This window comes from Pseudomonas frederiksbergensis, from assembly GCF_017114915.1.
GTDB lineage: Bacteria > Pseudomonadota > Gammaproteobacteria > Pseudomonadales > Pseudomonadaceae > Aquipseudomonas > Aquipseudomonas frederiksbergensis_I.
Window position 1 is genome coordinate 1 of sequence record NZ_JAAUOE010000008.1, and the last position, 22,025, is coordinate 22,025.

Below are 22,025 nucleotides of genomic sequence, written 5' to 3' on the forward strand. Positions count from 1 at the left end.
GTGGAGCGCCATTTCCGGCAAGACCACCCGCTCCCACTACAATGATTAAATCATCGCCAGGTTTCACTGCTATCGTACAAGTAGCGCTGCTACCCCCGCCTCCGCCTCCGCCCCCTGCACCACGCCCTTTTGCGCCTAAATCAAAAGCTCCCCCACCTCCCCCACCCCCACCCCCCGAGCCGATAACAGTGAATTTTAATTCATTGATTCCATTAGGGGCTTTAAACGAATAAGAACCCACTTGATTATAGATTGCAGTGGTAGCATGGGTAGGTATGATAATACTGGTTGCTAGTAGTCCAAATAATAACGAGAGAGAAGGTTTTAATGTAGGTGTGAAGGGCTCTCTGATGTCAAATATGCTAGTCGTTCTGTTTTGTAACATGATTATATCTCCTTGTAAGATTTTGAATGTCCATTGAAATGGATTTATATTGTCTTGTATTGGATATGGCGAGGTGAATATAGCTTTGATTTTTTGCATGGCGACCTGTTAAAACTAATAGTTTTTTATATCGTTTTGGAATGAATTTGCAAATCTTAGAAGAAAAGTGGCAGATTTATTAAATTCCCCCTGTGCTATTCAGTTTGGTTTTTCAGGGCGACCTTGGCCACTGGAAATTATTAGTTTTCCAGTGATGTCTTCGATTTTGTCGACGAACCGAGAGGTGCCGGTAAGCTGGCCGCGCTGGAGTGACTCCCTTATAAGTTTTAACTCGTGTGTTGGGATAACCTGTTCCATAAATAATTTATAGCGTTCACGCCGAATAGATTCGGTTGGTCAAAGTTCATAGAAGCAAGGATCATCGTCCAGCCAGTTATTCAGGGAGGGTGGTGGCGCTGAATGACACTGTTGCGTCGGGGTTANGTGGTGGCGCTGAATGACACTGTTGCGTCGGGGTTAAGGTGTAAACCTATGGGTAAGGGTATTTGAAGGTGAGTTGAACGCTAAGGTGAGCCGAGCCAGAGTGTTAAAACGTATTGATGAAAAAAACGCCGAGAAAGGCGGTTTTTTCGTCTGGAGTTACGCGGAAACCAGGTGTTCTATTGAACAATAAAGCGTAAATTTTGAGAGATTACAGTGTAAGTGTTGCTGGCATTGGTCTGCTCATAGTAAAGGTCGTAAGTGCCGGCTTTTGCAAACTTGTAAGCGATTTCGGATACAAAATGCTCTGCCCTATAATTTAAGAAACCTTGCAGTGTTTGCAGCGTTAGTAATGATTGAACAGGTGTTATGGTAGGAAGACCGGCAGAAGGCACCGGATAAAGATGGTAGATGACTGTGTCATTTATCCGCGTATTCTGATCAAGTAAGTGCAAAACAGAGATGTAGCGGTTGGCTATGCTGAAAATAGGAAGGACTTGCGGTGGCGACGTAAATGTTCCTGGCGGTGTCGCATTGTAAATTTTGGGTTGGACTCCGGAAGAAAAACCGGAAACCGGCGGTAAAGCGATACTCGTTGGTGTTGGCATGATTACTCCGGCTCAAGCCGATCTCGTTGGAAGCAATGTCCAGCGGTATTCGAAGGGGGGAGTTGAACGCTATGGTTAAGGTAGGTCTGGATGTTCCGTAAGAAGAGTGATCGCATAATCACTCATTTGGTCGTTAGGAGGGGAAAACTGCACCGGTACATTGAAGTTTCCTGCACTATCAGTCTGTCCCTGAGCTACAGCTATCCACGCGGGCTGTACACCTTGTATGAAGGGCTTAATCCAGAAAAATATTCCTGTATACGGAAAGCTAGTAGTTTCGTTAACTACCAAGGAGCGATATGGGCCTTCGCTGGGTGTAATGTTTGTAATATTTTGGCGTGCCATGATCAAAGTCTCATTTGAAGTTCGACTGGTGACAATACATAAAGCTTTTGGGATTGCCGGGTGATCTTGCGTTAGGGGTTTTATGTTCGTGGATTTGTAAGATGGCAGGTACTGTCAAAGTTGATAGTTTTTTATCTTCATTTGCGATAAAGGATTCTGCTTTATCGCAAATCAGAACAGTAGAAGGGCTAATTAGGTCAGAAATTTTCATAAGAAACCCGCCGAGACAGACTGTGTGAAAACCTAGCAATCTGCGCGGTGCTCAAAGAAAATGCTCCGTATCGAAAGATACGGAGCATTTTCTTTTCGTTATGGCTTACATCCAAGGACAGTCCCGCAGTCAGACCAGCCTGTTTCCGGTCTCGTTGGAAGAGTTGATCCCCGAGGATCACCTCGTTCGAGTCATTGACCTGTACGTCACTAAACTGGATCTGGTGCAACTGGGCTTTGATAAAGCGCAGCCTAAAGGCACAGGGCGCCCCTCTTATGATCCTGCCGATCAGCTAAAGCTCTACCTCTACGGTTATTTCCAGCGCATCCGTTCATCCCGGCGTCTCGAAGCCGAGTGCCAGCGCAACATCGAAGTGATGTGGCTGATCAACCGCCTCAAGCCCGACTTCAAGACCATCGCCGACTTCCGTAAAGACAACAAACCCGCTTTTATCGCGACGTGCCGGGCCTTCGTCCAGTTTTGCCGCACAGCGGGTTTGATCGCGGGTGATTTGGTGGCGATTGATGGCAGCAAGTTCCAGGCTGTTGCTTCATCGCGGCGCCATACGAGTTTGCACCGGCTCAAGCACCAGGAGCAGAAGCTGGACAAACGCATTGCCCAGCACCTGGCCGATCTGGATGAGGCGGATAAAACCGAAGCCGACGAGAAGGTTGACCGTAGCGCGATCAAGACGGCTTTAGCGCAACTTGAAATCAGGCATTCCAACAACCTGACGTGCCAAGCGCTGATGAAATCAATGGCACTTGAGCAATTCAATACCCACGAAAGCGATGCTCGAATGATGCGCACGCACAAAGGGCCGCGGGTCGGGTACAACGTACAGACAGCCGTAGATGCCGAACATTGCCTGATTCTGCATCATGAAGTGACTCAGGACAGCGATGATCGTAAGCAGCTTGAACCGATGGCCAAGGCCGCCAAAGAGCAACTGCAACAAGATGAACTGACGGTCATTGCTGATATGGGCTATTCAAATGGCAAGCAGTTCCAGGCTTGTGAGGATGAAAACATAACGGCTTATGTACCGTCGGCTCGGTCAAGCAACTCCTGCGGCAAGGAACAGGCGTTCTTCGACCGAACGATGTTTACCTACGACGCGTCGCAGGATCGCTATCAATGTCCCACCGGTAAATCGCTGGCCTTTAAACAGATCAGCAATAAGGGTCGTATCTACCAGGCGGCGGTCAGTGACTGCGCAAGCTGCCCGTTAAAAGCGCAATGCACCGACGCCCAACGCCGATACATCTCACGCCACGTGCACGAAGAAGCTTTCGAGCGAATGGAACGGCGAATGCAAGCACACCCCGAAATGATGGTCAGCCGAAGATCCATCGTGGAGCATCCTTTCGTCTGAAGCAGTGGCTGTTTGGCAACGCTCGCTTCTTGCTGCGACAGCTTGAAGGCGCGAGGGCTGAAATGGCCTTGGCGGTGAGCGCCTATAACCTGAAACGAGCGATTAACGTGTTGGGTGCACGCCAGATGATGGCATTGATGGGTTGAAAAGCCTTTTTTCGTCTGCCGTACACTCAAAAGCCAACGCCCCGAGCAAGTCGGGGCGTTGGCTTGAAGCGCCTTCAGTGTGTTTTCACACAGTCTGGAGAGGCGGGTTTCTTATTGGAGAGAATTGGTTAGCATTTGCTCCAGCCGAGCCGCGATTACTCCTTCAATCGAAAGGATGCTNTTGGTTAGCATTTGCTCCAGCCGAGCCGCGATTACTCCTTCAATTCGACGTGATCCAGTGTCTGGTTCACCGCCAGTTCACCGAGCATGACCACTTGCGCAATGCCCAGCAGGGTCTTGCGATGGGAGGTCTCCAGCAATGCTGCGAAATTGTTGAGCATGACAGTAGCCGAGCCGAGTGTTTCGCTGGCGTTGGCCAGCAGGGCTTCGGTGTTGTACTTCGGGTTGGCGAGGTACATGGACTCGGGTTCGACGGGTTCAACCGATCAGGTTGAGTTAAAGGGCAAACCCTGCAGTGTTTAACTGCAGGGCGCGGTGGCTTTTAACCTTGACTTGAGACCGNACTCGGGTTCGACGGGTTCAACCGATCAGGTTGAGTTAAAGGGCAAACCCTGCAGTTAAACACTGCAGGGCGCGGTGGCTTTTAACCTTGACTTGAGACCGGCTAATGGGTGTCCCCTTTTCTGTCGCTCCCCTTTTCTGTCCGTCCCCTTTTCTCTGATGAACGTGATGAACCAGCCCCGACACTACGTCAGCGTTGATATGCGTCTTTGTGCCTCCGTGAGCTATTTTTAGAAATAGATATAGCGAAAAGTGAGATAGAAACTAATGTTTACTTCCTGAGGTTCTAGAAAACTATCATTTTTAACAGTACTTTTTTTACGCAGGAGGGGGCAAAGTAAAAACTCGTCAATCGAAAGGATAATATTAAAATGAAATCCAGAATGATCTACAAAATTGAGACGCTTGTCGAAGCGGGAGATCCATTAGAAGTTAAAACGAAAGATGGTCAGTCCATAAGTGGTAAGTTGACAGGAGTGGATAATACTGCAAATGCTTTCATTGTGACGACAACAGACGGTAGAGTTAAATCTGTTAATGTAAGTGATATTGAGGTTCTGAAGATTGATGAATCTGATCATCATCAACCTTATTATTACCATGAGGTTAGGCTCGTTCCTATCGCTGCAGCCCTTACGGCAATAGTTTGTACAGCAGTCATTGGTGCTATTGGGACGGTCGTTCGTTGTGCCATGAACGAATATCACCTAACAGGAGGATGGCACCCACAATAACGTTACTAATCAGGCAAGTCGCTACCACTTGTTCATATCCAGCTTAAAAAGAAAGGGGCGGATTTATTAAAGCAGGTTTATTAAATTGTCCCCTTTTTTTGCGTGGGGGCAGTGAAGAAATAAATCAGTCCTTTTTCTTTCTTGCAAGTGTGCGATTGCTTGATATGTTTCAGAGCTTCTAGGTATAAGTTGCTAAAAGTGTCTAGCCCTCATGTTTGATTGGCAGCGTATGGTCTTGTTGGGGTAGTAGTAGTGAATTAACTTAATCATAATTTTTGGTGGTGTATAATGCCTAGCTATAAAGTCGTGCCGGCTCTCAGTATTTTTTACTCGGATAGCAACTTCCCTGCCGAGAAGGAAATAGGGTTGGACCCTAAGGATCCGAATAATGTTGCGTACAAAAAATACAATAAGCCCTTCGCCCAGTATCAGTTTTTGGGTGGATGTAATTTAAAAATTTCAAAAAATTCCATTGTTATTCAGTCGGGTGATCAGCTTGATTATTATGGTGACAATTTAACTGCGGGAAATACAGCGGCAAGTTTTCAATATGCCCACACCTTTCAGAGTTATGGGGCTGGGGTTTCGCAGGAACATCTGATAATGGTCGGTATGCCAGCCCTGAACATGCTTGGTCTAGGGCTCATTGAATTTTATGGGTCTTTAACTTCGACTAGTACAAATACAGTTTATGTTTTTTCTTCGTCGTTCATAACGATAGTTTAGCCTTGATTTAAAGCATGGCTAAAACTTTAGCGGGGTCAAGAGTAGATGTTTTCGTGATTCGTGCATAATTAAAAGACTCGCCATGATGCGGGTCTTTGCTTAAAAAATGAGGGATCTGTCATTGCAAACCCGTTTAAAGGCGGGTTTGCAATTGGGGGTATTTAGTTCGCATCGCTCCAACCGAGCCGCGATTACTCCTTCAGTTCGACATGATCCAGCGCCTGATTCACCGCCAGTTCACCGAGCATGACCACTTGCGCAATGCCCAGCAGGGTCTTGCGATGTGAGGTCTCCAGCAATGCTGCGAAATTGTTGAGCATGATGGTGGCCGAGCCGAGTGTTTCGCTGGCGTTGGCCAGCAGGGCTTCGGTGTTGTACTTCGGGTTGGCGAGGTACATGGGCTCGGGTTCGTTGGTGGAGGCCATGATTTGGGCGGCCGGGTTGAGGTAATGGTCGAGGGCGCGCTCGGCGGCTTCGTGGAGTTTTTTTGAATTGAGGGATTCGTAGGGGGATGCCGGGTCTGTGACCGGCGGGTTAGGTGTAGGTTTAATCATTTGCTAGATACCTGATTTGGAGTACCTCCGCTCTGGCTACTAAACAAAGTGGAGGTAACTGTACGCAGGTTAGTAGACCGGGGTATCTAGCAAGCCGGCGCACCCAAAGGTGCCCTGCGCACAGCCACCATCAAGCGCAGGTAACGAAATGCCTGACTGACAGTTGCTTGTACATCCAGCTAGAAACCACGGGCTACTAAACCCGATCACTGGGAATCAGTGATGCGAATCAAGTTACCGGCGGCCCTCCAGGCGCACAAGCCGGCGGATTCTGGCGTACCTGTAGGCGGCGACGCAAGCCGTTGTAGGGGGCATGAAGTAACGCTGAGTGTCTTTAAACGTGGGCGTTTAAGTGGGGGCTGTGGCGAGGAGGCTTGCCCCCGTTCGGCGGCGTAGCCGTCGTAAACTGGGTGTGCGCTGTACCAGCAAGAATGGGGTGGCAGGGTTTGGGGCTGCTATCGCAGCCCAACGGGGGCAAGCCCCCTCGCCACAATGGGTGGATTCCTGCGGGTTTTGCGGATGCCCGGGGTCCTGGGATTACGTATCGTGATCGATATCCAGCCTGCTGAACGTCACTTCCCCGCCCTCGCTGGTGTACCCAGTGTTGTCCTGCACATAAGCCCCGGCCTTGAAGTACAGCGGTTTATCCCTCCACATCGCGCTGATGTCGGTGTCCCACTGGTAGCCCGCCGCGCTGATGCCCAATGCTCCACCTGGGCTGAGGTGGATGAGGTAGGAGAATTCCTGATTGAGTTTCACGCCAGTGGCGATGGTGATGACCCGGGCGGTGTCGTCGTCGGGGTGCATGCGGACTTTGGCGACGATGTTGCCGGTCGAGGTGGAGGTTTTGTATTGATACTCGACCTTCACCAAGGGCTTTTGGCTCTTATAGGCGTGAATCTGGCCAATGACGATCTTGCCCGAACTGGGCACCTGGTTGACCGCCAGGGTCGCTCGCAGGAAATTGTCGGCGTCGGGGTAGTGCCAGTTTTTCAGCGTGCCGTTGCTGTAGGTTTCGCGCAGTTCGGTGCGAGGGTAGATCGCGTTTTCCGTGCGGGTGCCGGTGACCGGGGTCCAGAAAAACAGGGTGCCGGTGTCGGAGTGGAAGTATTGATCCTTGAAGCCGTCCACCAGCTTGGTGGTTTCGACGGTGTACGGCGGGCTGCCGACAGGAACGCTGAGGTTCCAGGTTGCGAGATCGATCATAATTCAAGCTTCCACATTTTTTTACTGCACGCACGTGCCAGAAGCTCTAGCCCGCGCCTTCGGGGGGGGGGTCTTTATAAGCGTAGAAGAAATCTTTGTTAATGCCCGTACGGCAGATGGTTGACGTCAACAACCTGTCGAAGTGCCATCTTTCCCGGTTTCCGGGGGCCTGCAGGACTTACCGTTAGTCGGCTTGTGAAACTTTGTCTAAATGGTGGCGCACTGACAGCTTCTGCTTTCGGGGATCCGGGTCTAGAGTGAAGTCGCAATAGGTGACCGGTTTTCACAAGAGACCGGCCTGACGTCCCGCACAAGAGATGCAGCATGGAATGCGCACAACCTATGCCAGCTGAAGGCAACTCAATCCTTTTAATTGTCGATGATTACCCTGAAAACCTGCTCAGCATGCGCGCATTGTTGCAGCGCCAGGACTGGCAGGTGATGACCGCGGCTTCCGGTTTTGAAGCCCTCAACCTTTTACTCGAACACGATGTCGACCTGGTGCTGCTGGATGTGCAGATGCCGGGCATGGACGGTTTCGAGGTGGCGCGCCTGATGCGTGGCAGCCAGCGCACCTGCCTCACGCCGATCATTTTCCTGACCGCTAACGAACAGTCTCAGGACGCTGTGATCAGGGGCTACGCCAGTGGCGCGGTGGATTACCTGTTTAAACCGTTCGACCCGCAAATTCTCAAACCCAAAGTCCAGGCGTTGCTCGAGCACCAGCGTAATCGCCGCGCCTTGCAGCGGTTGAGCCATGACCTGGAAGTCGCCCGGGCCTTCAATGCCTCGGTGCTGGATAACGCTGCCGAAGGCATTTTGGTGGTGGGTGAGGACGGGCTGATTCGTTTTGCCAACCCGGCGATGTCGCGCCTGCTCAATGCCACGGTGCATGACCTGCAAGGCAAAGAGTTTCTGGATTTCCTGCAAAAACCGCACATCCCGATCTGGGCCGATTCCGAGCTGTTTGCCGGTTACAAACGCGGTGAAACCCTGCGCCTGCACGATGCGCTGCTGCGTACCGCGCCCGGTCAGCAAGTGCCGGTGGCGTTGTCTTGCGCGCCGTTGCCCGCCGAACAACATGCGATGGTGGTGACGGTGCTGGACATGTCGGTGGTGCGCCATCTGCATCAGCAACTGGAGTTCCAGGCGGTGACCGACCCGCTGACCGGGCTGCTCAATCGCCGGGGTTTCTACCAGACCGTTGAAAATCTGCTGCTGCGCGGCGAACGCTCCGACAGCACTTGGGTGCTGTTGTACCTGGACCTCGACGGCTTCAAGCGGGTCAATGATTCCCTCGGCCACGATGCCGGCGACCGGGTGCTGCGTTGGGTGTCCGAGCAATTGAAGGCGTGCCTGCGGCCCTTCGATATTCTGGCGCGGATGGGCGGCGATGAGTTCACCGCGCTGCTGGACCTTGAACTCCCCGAGCAGGCGGCGAAGATTGCCGAAAAACTCATCGAGCGGGTGTCGGTCTGTCAGCAGATCGATGGCATGGACATCGCCTTGGGCGCCAGCATCGGCATTGCCACGTACCCTGATTGCGGGGCGAATCTGGACGGGCTGATGCGCGCGTCCGACATCGCCATGTACGAAGCCAAACGCGCCGGGCGTCAGCAATATCGCTTCTACGATCACGAAATGAACGGCCGTGCGCGCTCGCGGTTGATGCTTGAAGAAAGCGTGCGCACGGCCATCGAGAACCGTGATTTCAACCTGGTGTATCAGCCCCAGGTGGCGATTGCCGACGGGCAGATTCGCGGCTTCGAGGCGTTGTTGCGCTGGCAGCACCCAAGTGTCGGCGATGTACCGCCGGGGCTGTTTTTGCCGTTGCTGGAAGAGGCGCGGTTGATCAGTCGCCTGGGCAGCTGGATTTATCATCGCGGGGCCAAACAACGCAAAGCCTGGGAAACCTTGTTTGCCGAAGACCTGGTGCTGGGGGTCAGTTTGAGCAGCACGCAATTCGGGTTGCCCAACCTGGTCACCGAGCTGCGTCAGGTACTGGAGCGCCATGGTTTGAAGCCGCGGCAACTGGAGGTCGAGGTCACCGAAGAGGCCCTGATGCTTAACCCCGACGAGACCCGCAAGCAACTGCGTTTGCTGCGCAATCTGGGGGTGCGGGTGGCGCTGGATGATTTCGGCGCCGGGGCGTGTTCGCTGGCGCATTTGCGGGACCTGGAACTGGACACGCTCAAACTCGACCGGCACTTGATCGCCCGGCTGCCGGGGTCCGAACGGGATGCGGCGCTGGCGCGCAGTGTCATCGATTTGTGCAAACAGTTCGGCCTGCTGGTGATCGCCGAGGGGGTTGAAACGGTGGCGCAATATGAATGGCTGCAAGCCAACGGTTGCCAGTATGTGCAGGGCTTTCTGGTAGCACGGCCGTTGATGGCCGAGGACACCCGTCACTTTGTGGAACCGTTCGACTGGAGCGCGCTGACGAGTTGAATTCGCTACACTGGCGACCTTTTCGTGACTCGTGTTGCCGCCCCAATGACCGTGTTGAAATACCTCCAGGCCTATCCCGCTGCGTTGCAGGACCAGGTTCGCCAACTGATCGCCGAAGGGCGGCTGGGCGATTACCTGAGCCAGCGGTATCCGGAAAAACACGGGGTGCAGAGCGACAAGGCGCTGTACGCCTATGCCCTGGACCTCAAGCAGGAATACCTGCGTAACGCCCCGGCCATCGACAAGGTGTTATTCGATAACCGCCTGGACCTGACCCACCGCGCGCTTGGCCTGCATACCGCGATCTCGCGGGTGCAGGGCGGCAAGCTCAAGGCCAAGAAAGAAATTCGGGTGGCCTCGCTGTTCAAGGAAGCGCCCTCCGAGTTTCTGAAAATGATCGTGGTGCATGAGCTGGCGCACTTCAAAGAATCGGATCACAACAAGGCGTTCTACAAGTTGTGCGAACACATGTTGCCGGGCTATCACCAGGTGGAGTTCGATTTGCGGGTGTACCTGACTTGGCGGGATAGGCAATAGAAGATCAAGCTCAAAAGGAGCTACAGATGGATGTGAGCAAAACCAAGAGCAGCTTCTACCGCCGGTTGTACGTGGCGTACCTGATCGACAGCGGGCTGGCCAGCAACGTCCCGGCGTTGACCGAAGTGACCGGCATGCCCCGACGCACGGCCCAGGACACCATCGCGGCGTTGGCGGACCTGGATATCGTCTGTGAATTCGAGCAGGAAGAAGGCGCGCGCAACCATGCGGGGCGCTATCGGATTCGCGAGTGGGGGGCGATTGATCGGGGGTGGATCGAGCGTAATCTGCGGCAGATCAAAGCGGTGCTCGAGTATCCCTGATCGTTCCCACGCTCTGCGTGGGAATGCCTCAATGGACGCTCTGCGTCTGCTCTTGGGACGCGGAGCGTCCCGGGCTGCATTCCCACGCAGAGCGTGGGAACGATCAGCGTGGGAACAATCATTGCGGGCGGCGCATCCCGATATGCGGAATCTGATCCTCCAGATATTCCTCACCCACCACCACAAACCCGTACCGCCCGTAATACCCCTGCAAATGTGCCTGTGCCGAGAGGTAGATCGGTACCCCGGGCCAGTGCTTTTCGGCCTGTTTCAACGCCTGATTCATCAACTCATGCCCAAGCCCGGCACCGCGTGCCGGGGGTGCAATGATCACTCGGCCAATCACCACGTCGCCGCCTTGTAATTGCGGATCGAGCAATCGCAGGTAGGCCACCAGCCGATCCCCGTCCCAACCCATCAGATGGCAAGTGTCCCCTTCCAGATCCTGACCATCGACGTCCTGATAAGCGCATTGCTGCTCGACGACGAATACCTCGGCGCGTAGCTGCAAAATGGCGTACAGCTGCTCTTTGCCCAGATCGCTGTGGTGTTTGCAGACCCAATCGATTGTCATCTTCAGATTCCTTGAACAACGTTGCTCCGATACTAGGCGTCCTGGCCCGGGATGTCTTTATGGCAGAGAAATCTGTGATAAAGCCCAAAATGCCATCATTCATTTCTCGCGAAACTGCCTTCTTTGTGTAATCTGCGAAGAAGCGCTGTGCAATGACCTCAATGAACTAATGTTAGGAGCCGGGTTTCGCCGGTAAAGGGCCCGGGAGTTTTGGCTGAAAAACACGTCGGGCAGCCCGCCCGCTAAGGATTTTCTGGCATGCCGCGATTGCATCGAGCCTTTGCATTGATTGGGTTGCTGTTGCTGACACAGACCGCTGCAGCGGAAAAACTGCGTCTGGTCGCCGATGCCTGGCCACCCTTTACCGACGCCACGCTGGTCAATGGCGGTGTGGCCACGGACATCGTCAGCACCGCACTGGCCCGAGCCGGTTACGCCAGTGGTTTCGAACAGGTGCCGTGGGCGCGGGCCTTGTTTGGGGTGGGCGAGGGACGTTACGACGTACTGGTCAACACCTGGTACACCGACGAGCGCACGAAGCTGGGGCAATTTTCCGGCGAGTACCTGCTCAACCGCGTGCGCTTTCTCAAGCGCAAAGACACGCCAATCGAATTCAACAACCTGCAACAACTGCACACCTTCCCGATAGCGGTGGTCCGCGGTTATGCCTATTCGCACGAATTCGACGACAATGTGTCATTGCAGAAGGTGCCGGTGCATAACTTCGCCATGGCCGTGCGCATGGTTGCGGCCGATCGGGTCAAGCTGACCCTGGAAGACGAGTTCGTTGCCCGTTATTACCTTGCTCGGGAGTCACCCAAAGTGCGCAATGCCGTGGAGTTCCTGCCCAAGCCGTTGAGCGAGAACAGCCTGCATATTCTGGTGAGCCTGAAAAATCCGCAGCATGAACAGATCGTCGCCGGTTTCGACCGCGAGATTGCGGCGATGAAGGCTGATGGGAGTTATGAGAAGTTGCTCAGGCAGCATGGAATGTGATCTGAAAGGCCTGCGGTGCCTGAGCTGACGCTGCAAATCTCAGGCTTCGCTCGTGTCCTTGATCAAATGCGCCGCCAACGTGCGCAACGGCCCCAGTTGCCGACAGATCAATGCCAGTTGCGTCTGCACCAGCCGCTGCCCTTCATCGATTTCATCCGGCATCTGCTCAAGCTCATTGGCCAGTGCTTCTTCCTCATCACTCTGAATCGCAACCGGCTGTTTGCTCGCCAGGCCTTGGGCGATCTCGTCGAGGCTGGCGGCCAGATTCACGCCGGCGCCGTCGATCAAGTGCTCACGTACGCCCGTCGGCAGTTGGGTTTCACGGTGTGCCCCCAGTCCCGACAAATAACTGAGCAAGGTGTGCGATAGCACCAGGAAACGGAACCCGACATCCGCTTCCTTACGGAAGTGCCCCGGCTCCATCAGCATGTTGGCCAGCGTCGTCGACAACGCGGCGTCGGCGTTGTGCGCGTTACGTCGGGCCAGGCGATAAGCCAGGTCATCGCTTTTGCCCGCGGCGTATTGCTGCATGATCTGGCGCAGGTAAATGCTGTTGCAGGTCAGGGTATTGGCCAGCACTTTGTTCAGGCGTCGACCCTGCCAGTCTGGCAGGAACAGAAACACCGCCAGGCCGGCGATCAGGCTGCCCAGCAAGGTATCGAACAGTCGCGGCAGAAGCAGCCCGTAACCGTCACCCACCTGGTTGAAGCAGAACAGCACCATGACCGTAATGGCGGCAGTCGCCAGGGTGTAGCGGGTGGTGCGGTTGGTAAAGAACACCACCCCGGCAACGATGGCGAAACTCGACTGGACCAACGGGTTGGGGAACAGATCGAACAGCGCCCAGGCGACGGTCAGACCGATGGCGGTGCCACTAATCCGCTGGCCAAGTTTACGGCGAGTTGCGCCATAGTTCGGCTGACAGACAAACAACGTGGTGAGGATGATCCAGTAACCTTGCGAGGGGTGGATCAAATGCACCATCGCGTAGCCGACGCTCAATGCCAGGGGCAGGCGCAGGGCGTGGCGGAATAGCAAGGAGGTTGGCGTCAGCTGTGTGCGCAACCGCACCCAGACATCCTTGAGGTTACGTGGCGAACGGTCGAGCAGGCTGCTGTCGGTGGCGTCTGCGAGCGCATCAGGGTTGCTGGCGTCGCTGAGCAAACGGTCGAGGGTGCCGAGGTTGGCGGCCAATGCCCGCAACGAACGCAACAGGCCGCGCCAGGCCGGATTGCTCTGGATGCGCAGGTGTTCGAGGGAAGCGTGCAGGTCGCTCAGGGCTTCGGCGAAGTTTGGGTCATAGATGAACGGCTGGCGCATCTGGATCGATTCAGCCAGCGCGCGGCAGGCCTTGCCTTGCTGGCGCAGCAGGCGCTGACAGCGGAACAGCACGTCGCTGTGGAAGAACGCCTCGGCCAGCGCGTTGTAAGGGTAGTGCGAGGAGCTGGCGCGCTCATGGATGTCCTGGGCGAGGAAGTACAGCTTCAGGTAACGGCTGAGTTTCGAGCCCGGCCGGCCATCGCCGACCCGGTGCAGAATGATTTCCTTGGCGGCGTTCAGGGCCGCCACCACCCGACCGTTCTGCTGGGCCAGCTCCAGGCGACGCGCTTCCACGTCCATCTGCCGGATCGGTTCGAACAGCGACGATTTCAGTTTCAGGTAATAACCCAGTTCACGGAACAACCGCGCCAGGCTTTGCTGCACCGGCTGATTGGAAAACAGCGCCTGCCACAGTACCGAGAGCAAGCCATACCACGCCGCACCGGCCACCAGCAGCACCGGCTCGTGCCAGAAATCAGTGACCGCGCCGCCGCGCTGGTCCACACCGATCATGGTGTACACCGACAGAATCAGCGTCGCTGAAGCAATGGCGCCATAACGTTCGCCCAGCGCGCCGAGCATGGTCAGGCAGAAACTGGCCAAGGCAAAGGCGATGATAAAGAGGATGGGGTAGGGGAAGAGCAGTTCGACGGACAGGGCCGCGACCATAAAACACACCAGCGTCACGGCCAGTGCGTTGAGGCGGCCCTGCCAACTGTCGTCGGTTTCGGCCAAGGCACTGGCGATGATCCCCAGAAACAACGGGATCAGCAGCCCCATTTGATCCTGAGACCAACACAGCGCCATGGTGCCGGTCAGGGCGATGAACACCCGCACGCTGTAACTGAATTTATCCAGCGCCCAGAGGCGACGCAGAGACTGCCGAAATGTGGTCGATGACATGAAGTGCGAAGGCCTTCCGAGGCGATGACGCTAAATTGAGCCACTAATGACGCCGACGCAATGGCGCCGATCACATCAGACAGCAAAATCTGTTCCTTCCTCGTTCTGTGTTGCCTGTCAGGACGTCTTCGCGGGCAAGCCTCGCTCCTACAGGGATTTAGGTGACCCTTGTAGGAGCGAGGCTTGCCCGCGAAGAACGATAACGCGATCGGTCAGACGTACTGCGCCGCCGCGTAACCGGAGGCCCAGGCCCATTGAAAGTTGAAACCGCCCAGATGCCCGGTGACGTCGAGCACTTCGCCGACGAAATACAGGCCAGGGCTTTTCAGCGATTCCATGGTCTTGGACNATCGGTCAGACGTACTGCGCCGCCGCGTAACCGGAGGCCCAGGCCCATTGAAAGTTGAAACCGCCCAGATGCCCGGTGACGTCGAGCACTTCGCCGACGAAATACAGGCCAGGGCTTTTCAGCGATTCCATGGTCTTGGACGACACTTCGCGCGTGTCGACGCCACCCAGGGTCACTTCGGCCGTGCGGTAGCCTTCGGTGCCGGCCGGCACGACTTTCCAGCTCGCCAGTTTTTCGGCGATGTCCGCAATTTCCGCATGGGTGTACTGCTTCATCGGTTTGGAGACGAACCAGTTATCCGCCAGCAGGTTGGCCATCTTCTTGGTGAAGATTTCACCGAGCAGGGTTTTCAGTTCGCTGTTCGGGCGCTCGACTTGCTGCTGTTGCAGCCAACTCGGTACGTCGTGATCCGGCATCAGGTTGATCTCTACCGTGTCGCCGGATTCCCAGAATGAAGAAATCTGCAAAATCGCCGGGCCGCTGAGGCCGCGGTGGGTGAACAGGATGTTCTCGCGGAAACTCTGGTCGTTGCAGCTCACCAGGCAATCCACCGACGTACCGGACAGCTCGGTGCACAGTTCCTTGAGCTGATCGGTGATGGTGAACGGCACCAGGCCGGCGCGGGTCGGCAGCAGGTCGTGGCCGAACTGTTTGGCCACCTGATAACCGAAACCGGTGGCGCCGAGGGTCGGAATCGACAGGCCGCCAGTGGCGATCACCAACGATTCGCAGGTGATCTGGCCCAGCGTGGTGTCCAGCAGATAACCGCTTTCGAGCTTTTCGATGGTCTGGATCGAGGTGTCCAGGTGCAGGCTGACGCCGACCTGATCGCATTCATCGAGCAACATTTCGAGAATGTCGCTGGATTTGTTATCGCAGAACAGTTGGCCGAGTTTTTTCTCGTGGTACGGCACGCCGTGTTTGGCCACCAGACCGATGAAGTCCCACTGGGTGTAGCGCGCCAGTGCGGATTTGCAGAAATGGGCGTTCTGCGAGAGGAAATTGCCCGGTTCGGTGTACATGTTGGTGAAATTGCAGCGCCCACCGCCCGACATGAGGATTTTTTTGCCGGCCTTGTTGGCATGGTCAAGCAACATCACCTTGCGCCCGCGCCCGGCGGCGGTCAGCGCACACATCAACCCTGCGGCGCCAGCGCCAATGATCACGACTTCGGTAGAGCGCAAAACGGTGTCCTCACACAATGATCGTTCCCACGCTCTGCGTGGGAATGCCGCCATGGACGCTCTGCGTCCGCCGTTATGTGACGCGGAGCGTCACGGGATGCATTCCCACGCAGAGCGTGGGAACGATCGGCAATCTCTTACAGGATGCGCACGCGCAGCGAACGGCCTTTGATTTTACCGTCGTTCAGCCGCTGCAAGGCTTGCTTGGCGATCCCGCGTTCCACGGCCACATAGGCCTGGAAGTCGAAAATCGCGATCTTGCCGACCTGGGCACCCGGGATGCCGGCATCGCCGGTCAGAGCACCCAGAATGTCACCCGGACGCACCTTGTCTTTACGGCCCGCACCAATGCACAGCGTGCTCATTGCCGGCAGCAGCGGCCCGCCGCCTTGAGACGTGAGGTTATCCACCTGATCCCAATTCAACGGCGACTTCTGCAGTTGCTCGATGGCTTGGGCGCGGTGGGCTTCGGACGGTGCAACCAGGCTGATGGCGATGCCTTTCTCGCCGGCACGACCGGTACGGCCGACACGGTGAATGTGGATTTCCGAGTCACGGGCCAGTTCGACGTTGATCACCATGTCCAGCGCATCGATGTCCAGGCCGCGGGCGGCGACGTCGGTGGCGACCAGCACCGAAGTACTGCGGTTGGCGAACATCGCCAAGACCTGGTCACGGTCACGCTGTTCCAGATCGCCGTGCAAACCCACGGCGCAGATGCCTTTGGCGGTCAGGTGATCGACGGTTTCCTGAACCTGCTGCTTGGTGAAGCAGAAGGCCACGCAGGACGCTGGGCGGAAGTGACCGAGCACCTTGGTCACCGCGCTCATGCGTTCTTCCGGGGAAATCTCGTAGAAACGCTGCTCGATCTGGGTGTCGTCGTGGAACGCCTCAGCCTTCACTTGTTGCGGGTTGCGCATGAACTTCGACGCCAGCTGCTTGATGCCCACCGGATAGGTGGCGGAGAACAGCAGGGTCTGGCGACGCTCCGGGCACTGGGCGATGATTTCTTCGATGGAATCGTAGAAACCCATGTCGAGCATACGATCGGCTTCGTCGAGGATCAGCGTGTTCAGGCCATGAAGCACCAGTGAACCCTTGCGCAGGTGTTGCTGGATGCGTCCCGGGGTGCCGACGATGATGTGCGCGCCGTGTTCCAGGGATGCGATCTGCGGGCCGAAAGACACGCCGCCGCACAAGGTCAGGACCTTGATGTTGTCTTCGGCGCGGGCCAGACGGCGGATTTCCTTGGCGACCTGGTCGGCCAGCTCACGGGTCGGGCAGATGACCAGCGCCTGGCAACCGAAGAAGCGCGGATTGATCGGGTTCAACAGGCCGATACCGAAGGCCGCGGTCTTGCCGCTGCCGGTCTTGGCCTGGGCGATCAGGTCCATCCCCTTGAGGATCACCGGCAAGCTTTGCGCCTGGATCGGCGTCATCTGGGCGTAACCGAGGGAGTCGAGGTTAGCCAGCATGGCGGCGGACAGCGGCAAAGTATTAAAAGCGGTGGCGATGGTGGTCACGGGACTGGCCTGCAAAACAAAATGTCGCGCAGTGTACCAGTCCGATGGCCATTCGCCCTAAGGCTCTATGTGTTCTTCCGGATGTCTGACGCGCCGTCCGTCAGTTCTGGACAGTTGCGAAAAAATCGTCGCGGCCAACATGGCCATGATTCCGACGGTCACGAATGTGAGTTGAAATGCGCCCAAAACGGTATCAACGCCATCGTTTCCGATCTCTGCGGTAAAGCCACCCAGCAACGCACCGGCACAGGCTACACCGAGGCTCAGGGACAATTGCGCGACCACCGACAGCAAACTGTTGCCGCTGCTGGCGCTGGCGTCATCGAGGTCGATCAGGGTCACGGTATTCATCGCGGTGAACTGCAAGGAGTTGATCGCTCCCAGAATCGCCAACTGGGCCAGCAACAGCCAATACGGCGTCTGCTCGCTGACCAGGCCCATGCTGGCCAGCATGATCCCCAACGCCAGCGTGTTGCCGGTCAGCACGATGCGGTAGCCGAAACGCTCGATCAGCGGCCGCGCCACCGACTTGGCGACCATCGCCGCCGCGGCCAGTGGCAGCATGCTCATCCCGGCCTGAGACGGCGAATAACCCAACGCCACTTGCAGCAGCAAGGGCACCAGGAACGGCAACGCGCCGCTGCCAAGACGGGCGAACAGGTTGCCGAGGATGCCCACGGCGAAGGTCCGGGTCTTGAACAGCGACGGCGCGAACAACGGATTATCGATGTGCCCGGCGCGCAACCAATAGGCCGCCAGACACGCCATGCCGCCAAACAGCAGCAACATCACCCGCAAGTGCGGCAGGTGCAGCTCGCCCAGGCCTTCCATGGCGATGGTGATCAGCACCATCGCCGCGCCGAACAGCAAAAAGCCCAGGCTATCGAAGCGGGTTCGCTCGCTGCCGCGCAGGTCGGGAATGAATTTCCACACCGCGTAGCAACCGATGGCACCCACCGGCAGGTTGATCAGGAAGATCCAGTGCCAGGTCAGGTATTGCACCATCCAGCCGCCCATGGTCGGGCCGATCAGGGGGCCGAGCAGGCCGGGAATGGTGATGAACCCCATCATCCGCACCAGCTCCGAACGCGGGTACGCACGCAGCACCACCAGTCGTCCGACCGGCAACATCAAGGCACCGCCCAGGCCCTGGATCACCCGGGCGCCGATCAGCATGCTCAGAGTGCTCGACAAGGCGCAGAGCAATGAGCCGATGCTGAACAGCAGGATGGCGCCGAAGAAGATCTTCTTGGTGCCGAAACGGTCGGCGATCCAGCCGGAGGCGGGGATCAGCAAGGCGACGGTGAGCATGTAGGCGATGATCACGCCTTGCATGCGCAGCGGGTCTTCGGCCAGGTCCCGGGCCATGGCGGGGAGGGCGGTGTTGAGGATTGTCCCGTCGAGGGACTGCATGAAGAAGGCAATGGCGACGACCCACGGCAACCAGCGGGCAGTGACAGCGTCGAGAGGTGGGCGGTTGGGCATGGGGCCTCTTGGTGTCGGAAATGATCGTTCCCACGCTCGGCGTGGGAATGCCTCAATGGACGCTCTGCGTCCGCTTCGGTAGGGACGCGGAGCGTCCCGGGCTGCATTCCCACGCCGAGCGTGGAAACGATCTGTCAAACGTGGGAGCGATCTGTGTCAGAGGGTCAAGGTCAATCGGCTGACCAACGCCCCCGGCAGCAACGCCGAAGACGTATTCCGCTGGCTGTAGGTACTGGCCGACAACATCAGCTCGCGTTCCTCGGTCAACGCTTCCAGCTGCGAACCGAGCAGGCTGTAGGCGCTGTCGTCAAAACGCATGGTGCTGACCGGTGCCTGAATCTCGCCGTTCTCGACCCAGAAGGTCGCGAACCGTGTCATGCCGGTCAGGCGTGCTGCCGGTTGGTCCGAGTAGTTCAGGTACCAGAGGTTGCTGATGTACAAACCGGTGCCCAGTCGCTTGAGAATCTCAGCGTCAGGCAACGCGCCGGCCGCCATGTTCAACGCACTCGGCGATTCACCGCCGCCGGCACCGTTGGCGGTCAGGCCGTATTCGGCGGCGCTGCGTGAACCCACCAATTGGTCGCCCGCCTTGCCATCAACAATCAGCCTCAGATCGCTGCGCGGGTAACCTTCACCGGAGAACGCCGGGCTCAGGGAACCGCTGACTTTTTCATCCAGCGACACCAACGGGCTGAACGAACTGTCGCCACCGTAGAGCTTCTGCAACGGGCTACTCTTGCTGGCAATCGACTGCGCCGAAAAACCGCCCCAACTGAGCATGCCCATGATTTCTTCCAGCGCTGCTGGTGCGAGGTACGCGCGGTACTGACCCGGTGCCAGCGTGCGCAATGGCCGACCCAGAAACGCCAACTGCTCGCGGGCCTGCTGGAAGCGCCTGGCAAAGCCTTCGCTGTTCCAGTCGTGCCCGGCATAGCTGGCTTTCACCGCCTGACCGTTTTCATGGAACAGGCTGAAATCGAAGTTGAAGCTGTTGGCCTGATGCCAGCCGAACGCGCCCGAGGAGCTGGCGAAGCCACGACTGATCGGCCCGGCGGCATAGAAGCCGACCAAATCGAGCCCCTCGGCGGCCTGAGTGATTTCAGCGACCACCTGCTCGGTGTCTGGCAACGGATGATCCTGCACGTTGTTGCTCTGCCAGTGGTCATGGTTGAGCAGCAGGTAGGGGTCCTGAGGCAGCAACGGCAGGGTGTCGCGCAACTGTTGCAGCCCTTCGGCCAGACGCTGAAGGTCGACTTCCGGGTCGCCCGACAACGTGATGTCGAGGTCGGCGTGGCGACCAGCGTTGATCAGTTTGAGGCCGACGCTCGCCTGCTGCACCTGCCCGGCCTGACGGACCTTGGCGTGGTTGAAACGCACGAAGGCCGACGATTCGGCGGCATAGCTGAGGGTGAATTGTTCAGGCTCGCGAATCGCTTCGCGCAACCAGTTGACCAGTGTTTCAAATGACTCGGCCTGACCTTTGACTGTACTCATCAGGCGTCTCCTCCAAACACATCAACGTTGCTGAACACACAGGCCGGCGACGCATGGCCGACGCGGATCACCTGGTTCGGTTCGCCCTTGCCGCAGTTCGGCGTGCCCAGCACCTTGAAGGTACTGGCGTCGCCGACAGCGCTGAGGCTTTTCCAGAACTGTGCGGAAATCGCCCGGTAGTTGGGGTTTTTCACCACGCCCTTGAGTTCGCCGTTTTCGATCAGCTGAGCCCATTCGCAGCCGAACTGGAATTTGTTGCGCGCATCGTCGATGGACCACGAACGGTTGGTGCTCATCAAGATGCCGCGTTCGATGTTGCCGATCATTTGTTCCAGCGGCTGATCGCCCGGCTCGATGTTGAGGTTGGCCATGCGATCGATCGGCGGACGGTTCCAGCCGCAGGCGCGGCTGTTGGCAACGCCGTCCATGCCAGCCCGAAATTGCGAGAGCGCGCCGCCCAATGGCCGCAGCAACAATCCTTCCTTGATCAGAAATTGCTTGCTGGCGGCGGTGCCTTCGTCGTCATGGCCGTAGCTGGCGAGTTGTTCGGGGATGTCCGGGTCGAACGTCACGTTGAGCAGTGCGGAGCCGTATTGCAGGCGGCCGAAGTCTTGCGCCTTGACGAAACTGGTGCCGGCGTAATTGCGCTCATCGCCCAGGATGCGGTCCAGCTCCAGCGGGTGACCGATGGACTCGTGAATCTGCAGCATCATCTGGTCGGGCATCAGCAACAGGTCGCGCGGGCCTTGCGGGGTGTTCGGCGCCAGCAGTAATTGCAGTGCCTGATCGGCAATCTTCGGCCCGGCACCGATCAGGCCGCAGCGGCTGATCACATCAAAGCCGCCCTGCTGGCCGAAATTCTCACGGCCCAGGGTGCGGGTCTGGCTGTCGCTGCCGTCGTAGGCGGTGACGTCCATGCTCGGGTAGACGAAACGCTGAGCCTGGCGCAATTCGGCGCCGGCGCTGTTGAGGTAGATCTGCTCAACGTTGGTGATGCCGATGCTCGCCTGCCAGTTCACCAGGCGTTCGTCCTTGGGCACGGCGGCGGATTCGGCGCCGAGCAGTTGGTAGCAATCGCTCAGGGACGGGAAGGACTGGTCGACGTTCGGCGAGAAGTAGTCGGCGCGGTCGCTGGAAACGGCTTGCTCGCGCAGGTCGAGCAGGGCATGGGGCTTGAGGCGACGGGCTTGTTGCTCGGCTTTCTCCAGCGCGGCTTGCAGGCCGGACTGGGACAAGTCGTTGGTGGCGGCATAGGCTTCGACGCCGTTGACCCGAACGGTGAGCATTGCGCCTTCGTCCTGGCTCAGGCTCGGCGGTTCGGCGACGTTCTTGCGCACCGACAGATGCTGGCCGGACTCGCGCACATAACGCAGCGAAAAGAATTCAGCGCCCGTGCGCAACGCAGCGAAGCGCTGCTTGAGCTGGGGGTGGAAATCGAACATTCGGGAACCTCCTTGGTATGGAGTGGCGGCGAATCGGTGTTGCGAGGGGGGTGAAACGTTTGCGTGGCGCTAGATTAGGCCTGCGTGGGGGCAGGATCAAGCGAAGAGGGTGTAGGGGGGGATTTACCGCTTGAGTCGGCTGATCGTTCCCACGC

Annotated in this window: 18 protein-coding genes and 2 pseudogenes; 7 read left to right on the forward strand and 13 right to left on the reverse strand. The window is 57.1% G+C overall.

Annotated elements, in window-relative coordinates:
* Positions 1 to 484, reverse strand: a 484-nt coding sequence (locus tag HCU66_RS08290) for a glycine-rich domain-containing protein (RefSeq protein ID WP_420908047.1), incomplete at its 3' end; no start/stop codon positions are given.
* A gap of 560 nt (positions 485 to 1,044) precedes the next feature.
* Entirely contained in the window at positions 1,045 to 1,473 is a 429-nt protein-coding gene (locus HCU66_RS08295; protein WP_205888024.1) for a hypothetical protein, read from the reverse strand.
* Between the two features lie 656 nt (positions 1,474 to 2,129).
* On the opposite strand from HCU66_RS08295, the pseudogene HCU66_RS08300 reads away from it, so the two are divergent.
* Positions 2,130 to 3,550, forward strand: a pseudogene (locus HCU66_RS08300) (IS1182 family transposase).
* A gap of 212 nt (positions 3,551 to 3,762) precedes the next feature.
* Here the strand turns inward: HCU66_RS08300 and HCU66_RS08305 are convergent.
* Positions 3,763 to 3,981 (reverse strand): annotated as a pseudogene (locus HCU66_RS08305) (DUF6124 family protein); the annotation flags it as partial.
* 462 nt (positions 3,982 to 4,443) lie between these two features.
* Here HCU66_RS08305 and HCU66_RS08310 point away from each other — a divergent pair.
* Together HCU66_RS08310 and HCU66_RS08315 are read left to right on the forward strand one after the other, a co-directional pair.
* The gene (locus HCU66_RS08310; RefSeq protein WP_205888025.1) at positions 4,444 to 4,806 is read left to right on the forward strand and encodes a hypothetical protein; all 363 of its coding nucleotides are present in this window, start codon (positions 4,444 to 4,446) and stop codon (positions 4,804 to 4,806) included.
* Between the two features lie 288 nt (positions 4,807 to 5,094).
* The gene (locus tag HCU66_RS08315) at positions 5,095 to 5,532 is read left to right on the forward strand and encodes a hypothetical protein (RefSeq protein ID WP_205888026.1); all 438 of its coding nucleotides are present in this window, start codon (positions 5,095 to 5,097) and stop codon (positions 5,530 to 5,532) included.
* 191 nt (positions 5,533 to 5,723) lie between these two features.
* On the opposite strand, the gene HCU66_RS08320 is transcribed toward HCU66_RS08315, so the two are convergent.
* Positions 5,724 to 6,086, reverse strand: coding sequence for a DUF6124 family protein (locus tag HCU66_RS08320; RefSeq protein ID WP_205888027.1), 363 nt, complete (start codon positions 6,084 to 6,086; stop codon positions 5,724 to 5,726).
* A 537-nt stretch (positions 6,087 to 6,623) separates the two neighbouring features.
* On the reverse strand, positions 6,624 to 7,292 hold the full coding sequence (locus HCU66_RS08325) for a polysaccharide lyase family 7 protein (RefSeq protein WP_205888028.1): 669 nt from the start codon (positions 7,290 to 7,292) through the stop codon (positions 6,624 to 6,626).
* A gap of 324 nt (positions 7,293 to 7,616) precedes the next feature.
* Between HCU66_RS08325 and HCU66_RS08330 the strand changes: the two genes are divergently transcribed.
* The 3 genes from HCU66_RS08330 to HCU66_RS08340 are packed head-to-tail and all read left to right on the forward strand — an operon-like array spanning position 7,617 to position 10,600.
* Complete coding sequence (locus tag HCU66_RS08330; protein WP_205888029.1) at positions 7,617 to 9,740, forward strand: putative bifunctional diguanylate cyclase/phosphodiesterase; 2,124 nt, start codon at positions 7,617 to 7,619, stop codon at positions 9,738 to 9,740.
* Positions 9,741 to 9,785: 45 nt separating this feature from the next.
* Positions 9,786 to 10,277 (forward strand): M48 metallopeptidase family protein, encoded by a 492-nt coding sequence (locus HCU66_RS08335; RefSeq protein WP_205888155.1) that lies wholly within the window; start codon positions 9,786 to 9,788, stop codon positions 10,275 to 10,277.
* Between the two features lie 26 nt (positions 10,278 to 10,303).
* Positions 10,304 to 10,600 carry a winged helix-turn-helix domain-containing protein gene (locus HCU66_RS08340; protein ID WP_007937940.1) on the forward strand — a complete coding sequence of 99 codons (297 nt, stop codon included), beginning with the start codon at positions 10,304 to 10,306 and terminating at the stop codon, positions 10,598 to 10,600.
* Between the two features lie 118 nt (positions 10,601 to 10,718).
* Here the strand turns inward: HCU66_RS08340 and HCU66_RS08345 are convergent, their stop codons facing one another.
* Positions 10,719 to 11,174: a GNAT family N-acetyltransferase gene (locus HCU66_RS08345; protein ID WP_205888030.1), complete on the reverse strand. Its 456-nt coding sequence runs from the start codon at positions 11,172 to 11,174 to the stop codon at positions 10,719 to 10,721.
* A gap of 258 nt (positions 11,175 to 11,432) precedes the next feature.
* Here HCU66_RS08345 and HCU66_RS08350 point away from each other — a divergent pair, with 258 nt between their 5' ends.
* A complete protein-coding gene (locus HCU66_RS08350; RefSeq protein ID WP_205888031.1) occupies positions 11,433 to 12,170 on the forward strand; it encodes a substrate-binding periplasmic protein in 738 nt (245 codons plus the stop codon).
* Positions 12,171 to 12,209: 39 nt separating this feature from the next.
* Here the strand turns inward: HCU66_RS08350 and yccS are convergent, their stop codons facing one another.
* The 7 genes from yccS to HCU66_RS08385 form a co-directional block, all read right to left on the reverse strand.
* Entirely contained in the window at positions 12,210 to 14,393 is a 2,184-nt protein-coding gene (yccS, locus tag HCU66_RS08355; protein ID WP_205888032.1) for a YccS family putative transporter, read from the reverse strand.
* A gap of 212 nt (positions 14,394 to 14,605) precedes the next feature.
* Positions 14,606 to 14,731 (reverse strand): NAD(P)/FAD-dependent oxidoreductase, encoded by a 126-nt coding sequence (locus HCU66_RS08360; protein WP_205888033.1) that lies wholly within the window; start codon positions 14,729 to 14,731, stop codon positions 14,606 to 14,608.
* Between the two features lie 16 nt (positions 14,732 to 14,747).
* Positions 14,748 to 15,926: a BaiN/RdsA family NAD(P)/FAD-dependent oxidoreductase gene (locus HCU66_RS08365; RefSeq protein ID WP_205888034.1), complete on the reverse strand. Its 1,179-nt coding sequence runs from the start codon at positions 15,924 to 15,926 to the stop codon at positions 14,748 to 14,750.
* Between the two features lie 137 nt (positions 15,927 to 16,063).
* A complete protein-coding gene (gene dbpA / locus HCU66_RS08370; protein WP_241015421.1) occupies positions 16,064 to 17,401 on the reverse strand; it encodes an ATP-dependent RNA helicase DbpA in 1,338 nt (445 codons plus the stop codon).
* Between the two features lie 105 nt (positions 17,402 to 17,506).
* Positions 17,507 to 18,934: a multidrug transporter subunit MdtD gene (gene mdtD, locus HCU66_RS08375; RefSeq protein ID WP_205888036.1), complete on the reverse strand. Its 1,428-nt coding sequence runs from the start codon at positions 18,932 to 18,934 to the stop codon at positions 17,507 to 17,509.
* A 156-nt stretch (positions 18,935 to 19,090) separates the two neighbouring features.
* A complete protein-coding gene (locus tag HCU66_RS08380) occupies positions 19,091 to 20,428 on the reverse strand; it encodes a TldD/PmbA family protein (RefSeq protein WP_205888037.1) in 1,338 nt (445 codons plus the stop codon).
* Complete coding sequence (locus HCU66_RS08385) at positions 20,428 to 21,870, reverse strand: TldD/PmbA family protein (RefSeq protein WP_205888038.1); 1,443 nt, start codon at positions 21,868 to 21,870, stop codon at positions 20,428 to 20,430. Before HCU66_RS08385 ends, HCU66_RS08380 begins: the two co-directional genes overlap by 1 nt.
* Positions 21,871 to 22,025 lie beyond the last annotated feature (155 nt).

Excerpts from the sequence above, each read along its gene's own strand:
- HCU66_RS08315 (WP_205888026.1), top strand. The coding sequence starts at position 5,095 with ATGCCTAGCTATAAAGTCGTGCCGGCTCTCAGTATTTTTTACTCGGAT.
- mdtD (WP_205888036.1), bottom strand. The coding sequence starts at position 18,934 with ATGCCCAACCGCCCACCTCTCGACGCTGTCACTGCCCGCTGGTTGCCG.
- HCU66_RS08330 (WP_205888029.1), top strand. The coding sequence starts at position 7,617 with ATGGAATGCGCACAACCTATGCCAGCTGAAGGCAACTCAATCCTTTTA.
- HCU66_RS08295 (WP_205888024.1), bottom strand. The coding sequence starts at position 1,473 with ATGCCAACACCAACGAGTATCGCTTTACCGCCGGTTTCCGGTTTTTCT.
- yccS (WP_205888032.1), bottom strand. The coding sequence starts at position 14,393 with ATGTCATCGACCACATTTCGGCAGTCTCTGCGTCGCCTCTGGGCGCTG.
- HCU66_RS08340 (WP_007937940.1), top strand. The coding sequence starts at position 10,304 with ATGGATGTGAGCAAAACCAAGAGCAGCTTCTACCGCCGGTTGTACGTG.
- HCU66_RS08360 (WP_205888033.1), bottom strand. The coding sequence starts at position 14,731 with ATGGAATCGCTGAAAAGCCCTGGCCTGTATTTCGTCGGCGAAGTGCTC.
- HCU66_RS08385 (WP_205888038.1), bottom strand. The coding sequence starts at position 21,870 with ATGTTCGATTTCCACCCCCAGCTCAAGCAGCGCTTCGCTGCGTTGCGC.
- HCU66_RS08380 (WP_205888037.1), bottom strand. The coding sequence starts at position 20,428 with ATGAGTACAGTCAAAGGTCAGGCCGAGTCATTTGAAACACTGGTCAAC.
- HCU66_RS08335 (WP_205888155.1), top strand. The coding sequence starts at position 9,786 with ATGACCGTGTTGAAATACCTCCAGGCCTATCCCGCTGCGTTGCAGGAC.
- HCU66_RS08310 (WP_205888025.1), top strand. The coding sequence starts at position 4,444 with ATGAAATCCAGAATGATCTACAAAATTGAGACGCTTGTCGAAGCGGGA.
- HCU66_RS08350 (WP_205888031.1), top strand. The coding sequence starts at position 11,433 with ATGCCGCGATTGCATCGAGCCTTTGCATTGATTGGGTTGCTGTTGCTG.
- HCU66_RS08345 (WP_205888030.1), bottom strand. The coding sequence starts at position 11,174 with ATGACAATCGATTGGGTCTGCAAACACCACAGCGATCTGGGCAAAGAG.
- HCU66_RS08320 (WP_205888027.1), bottom strand. The coding sequence starts at position 6,086 with ATGATTAAACCTACACCTAACCCGCCGGTCACAGACCCGGCATCCCCC.
- HCU66_RS08325 (WP_205888028.1), bottom strand. The coding sequence starts at position 7,292 with ATGATCGATCTCGCAACCTGGAACCTCAGCGTTCCTGTCGGCAGCCCG.
- dbpA (WP_241015421.1), bottom strand. The coding sequence starts at position 17,401 with ATGCTGGCTAACCTCGACTCCCTCGGTTACGCCCAGATGACGCCGATC.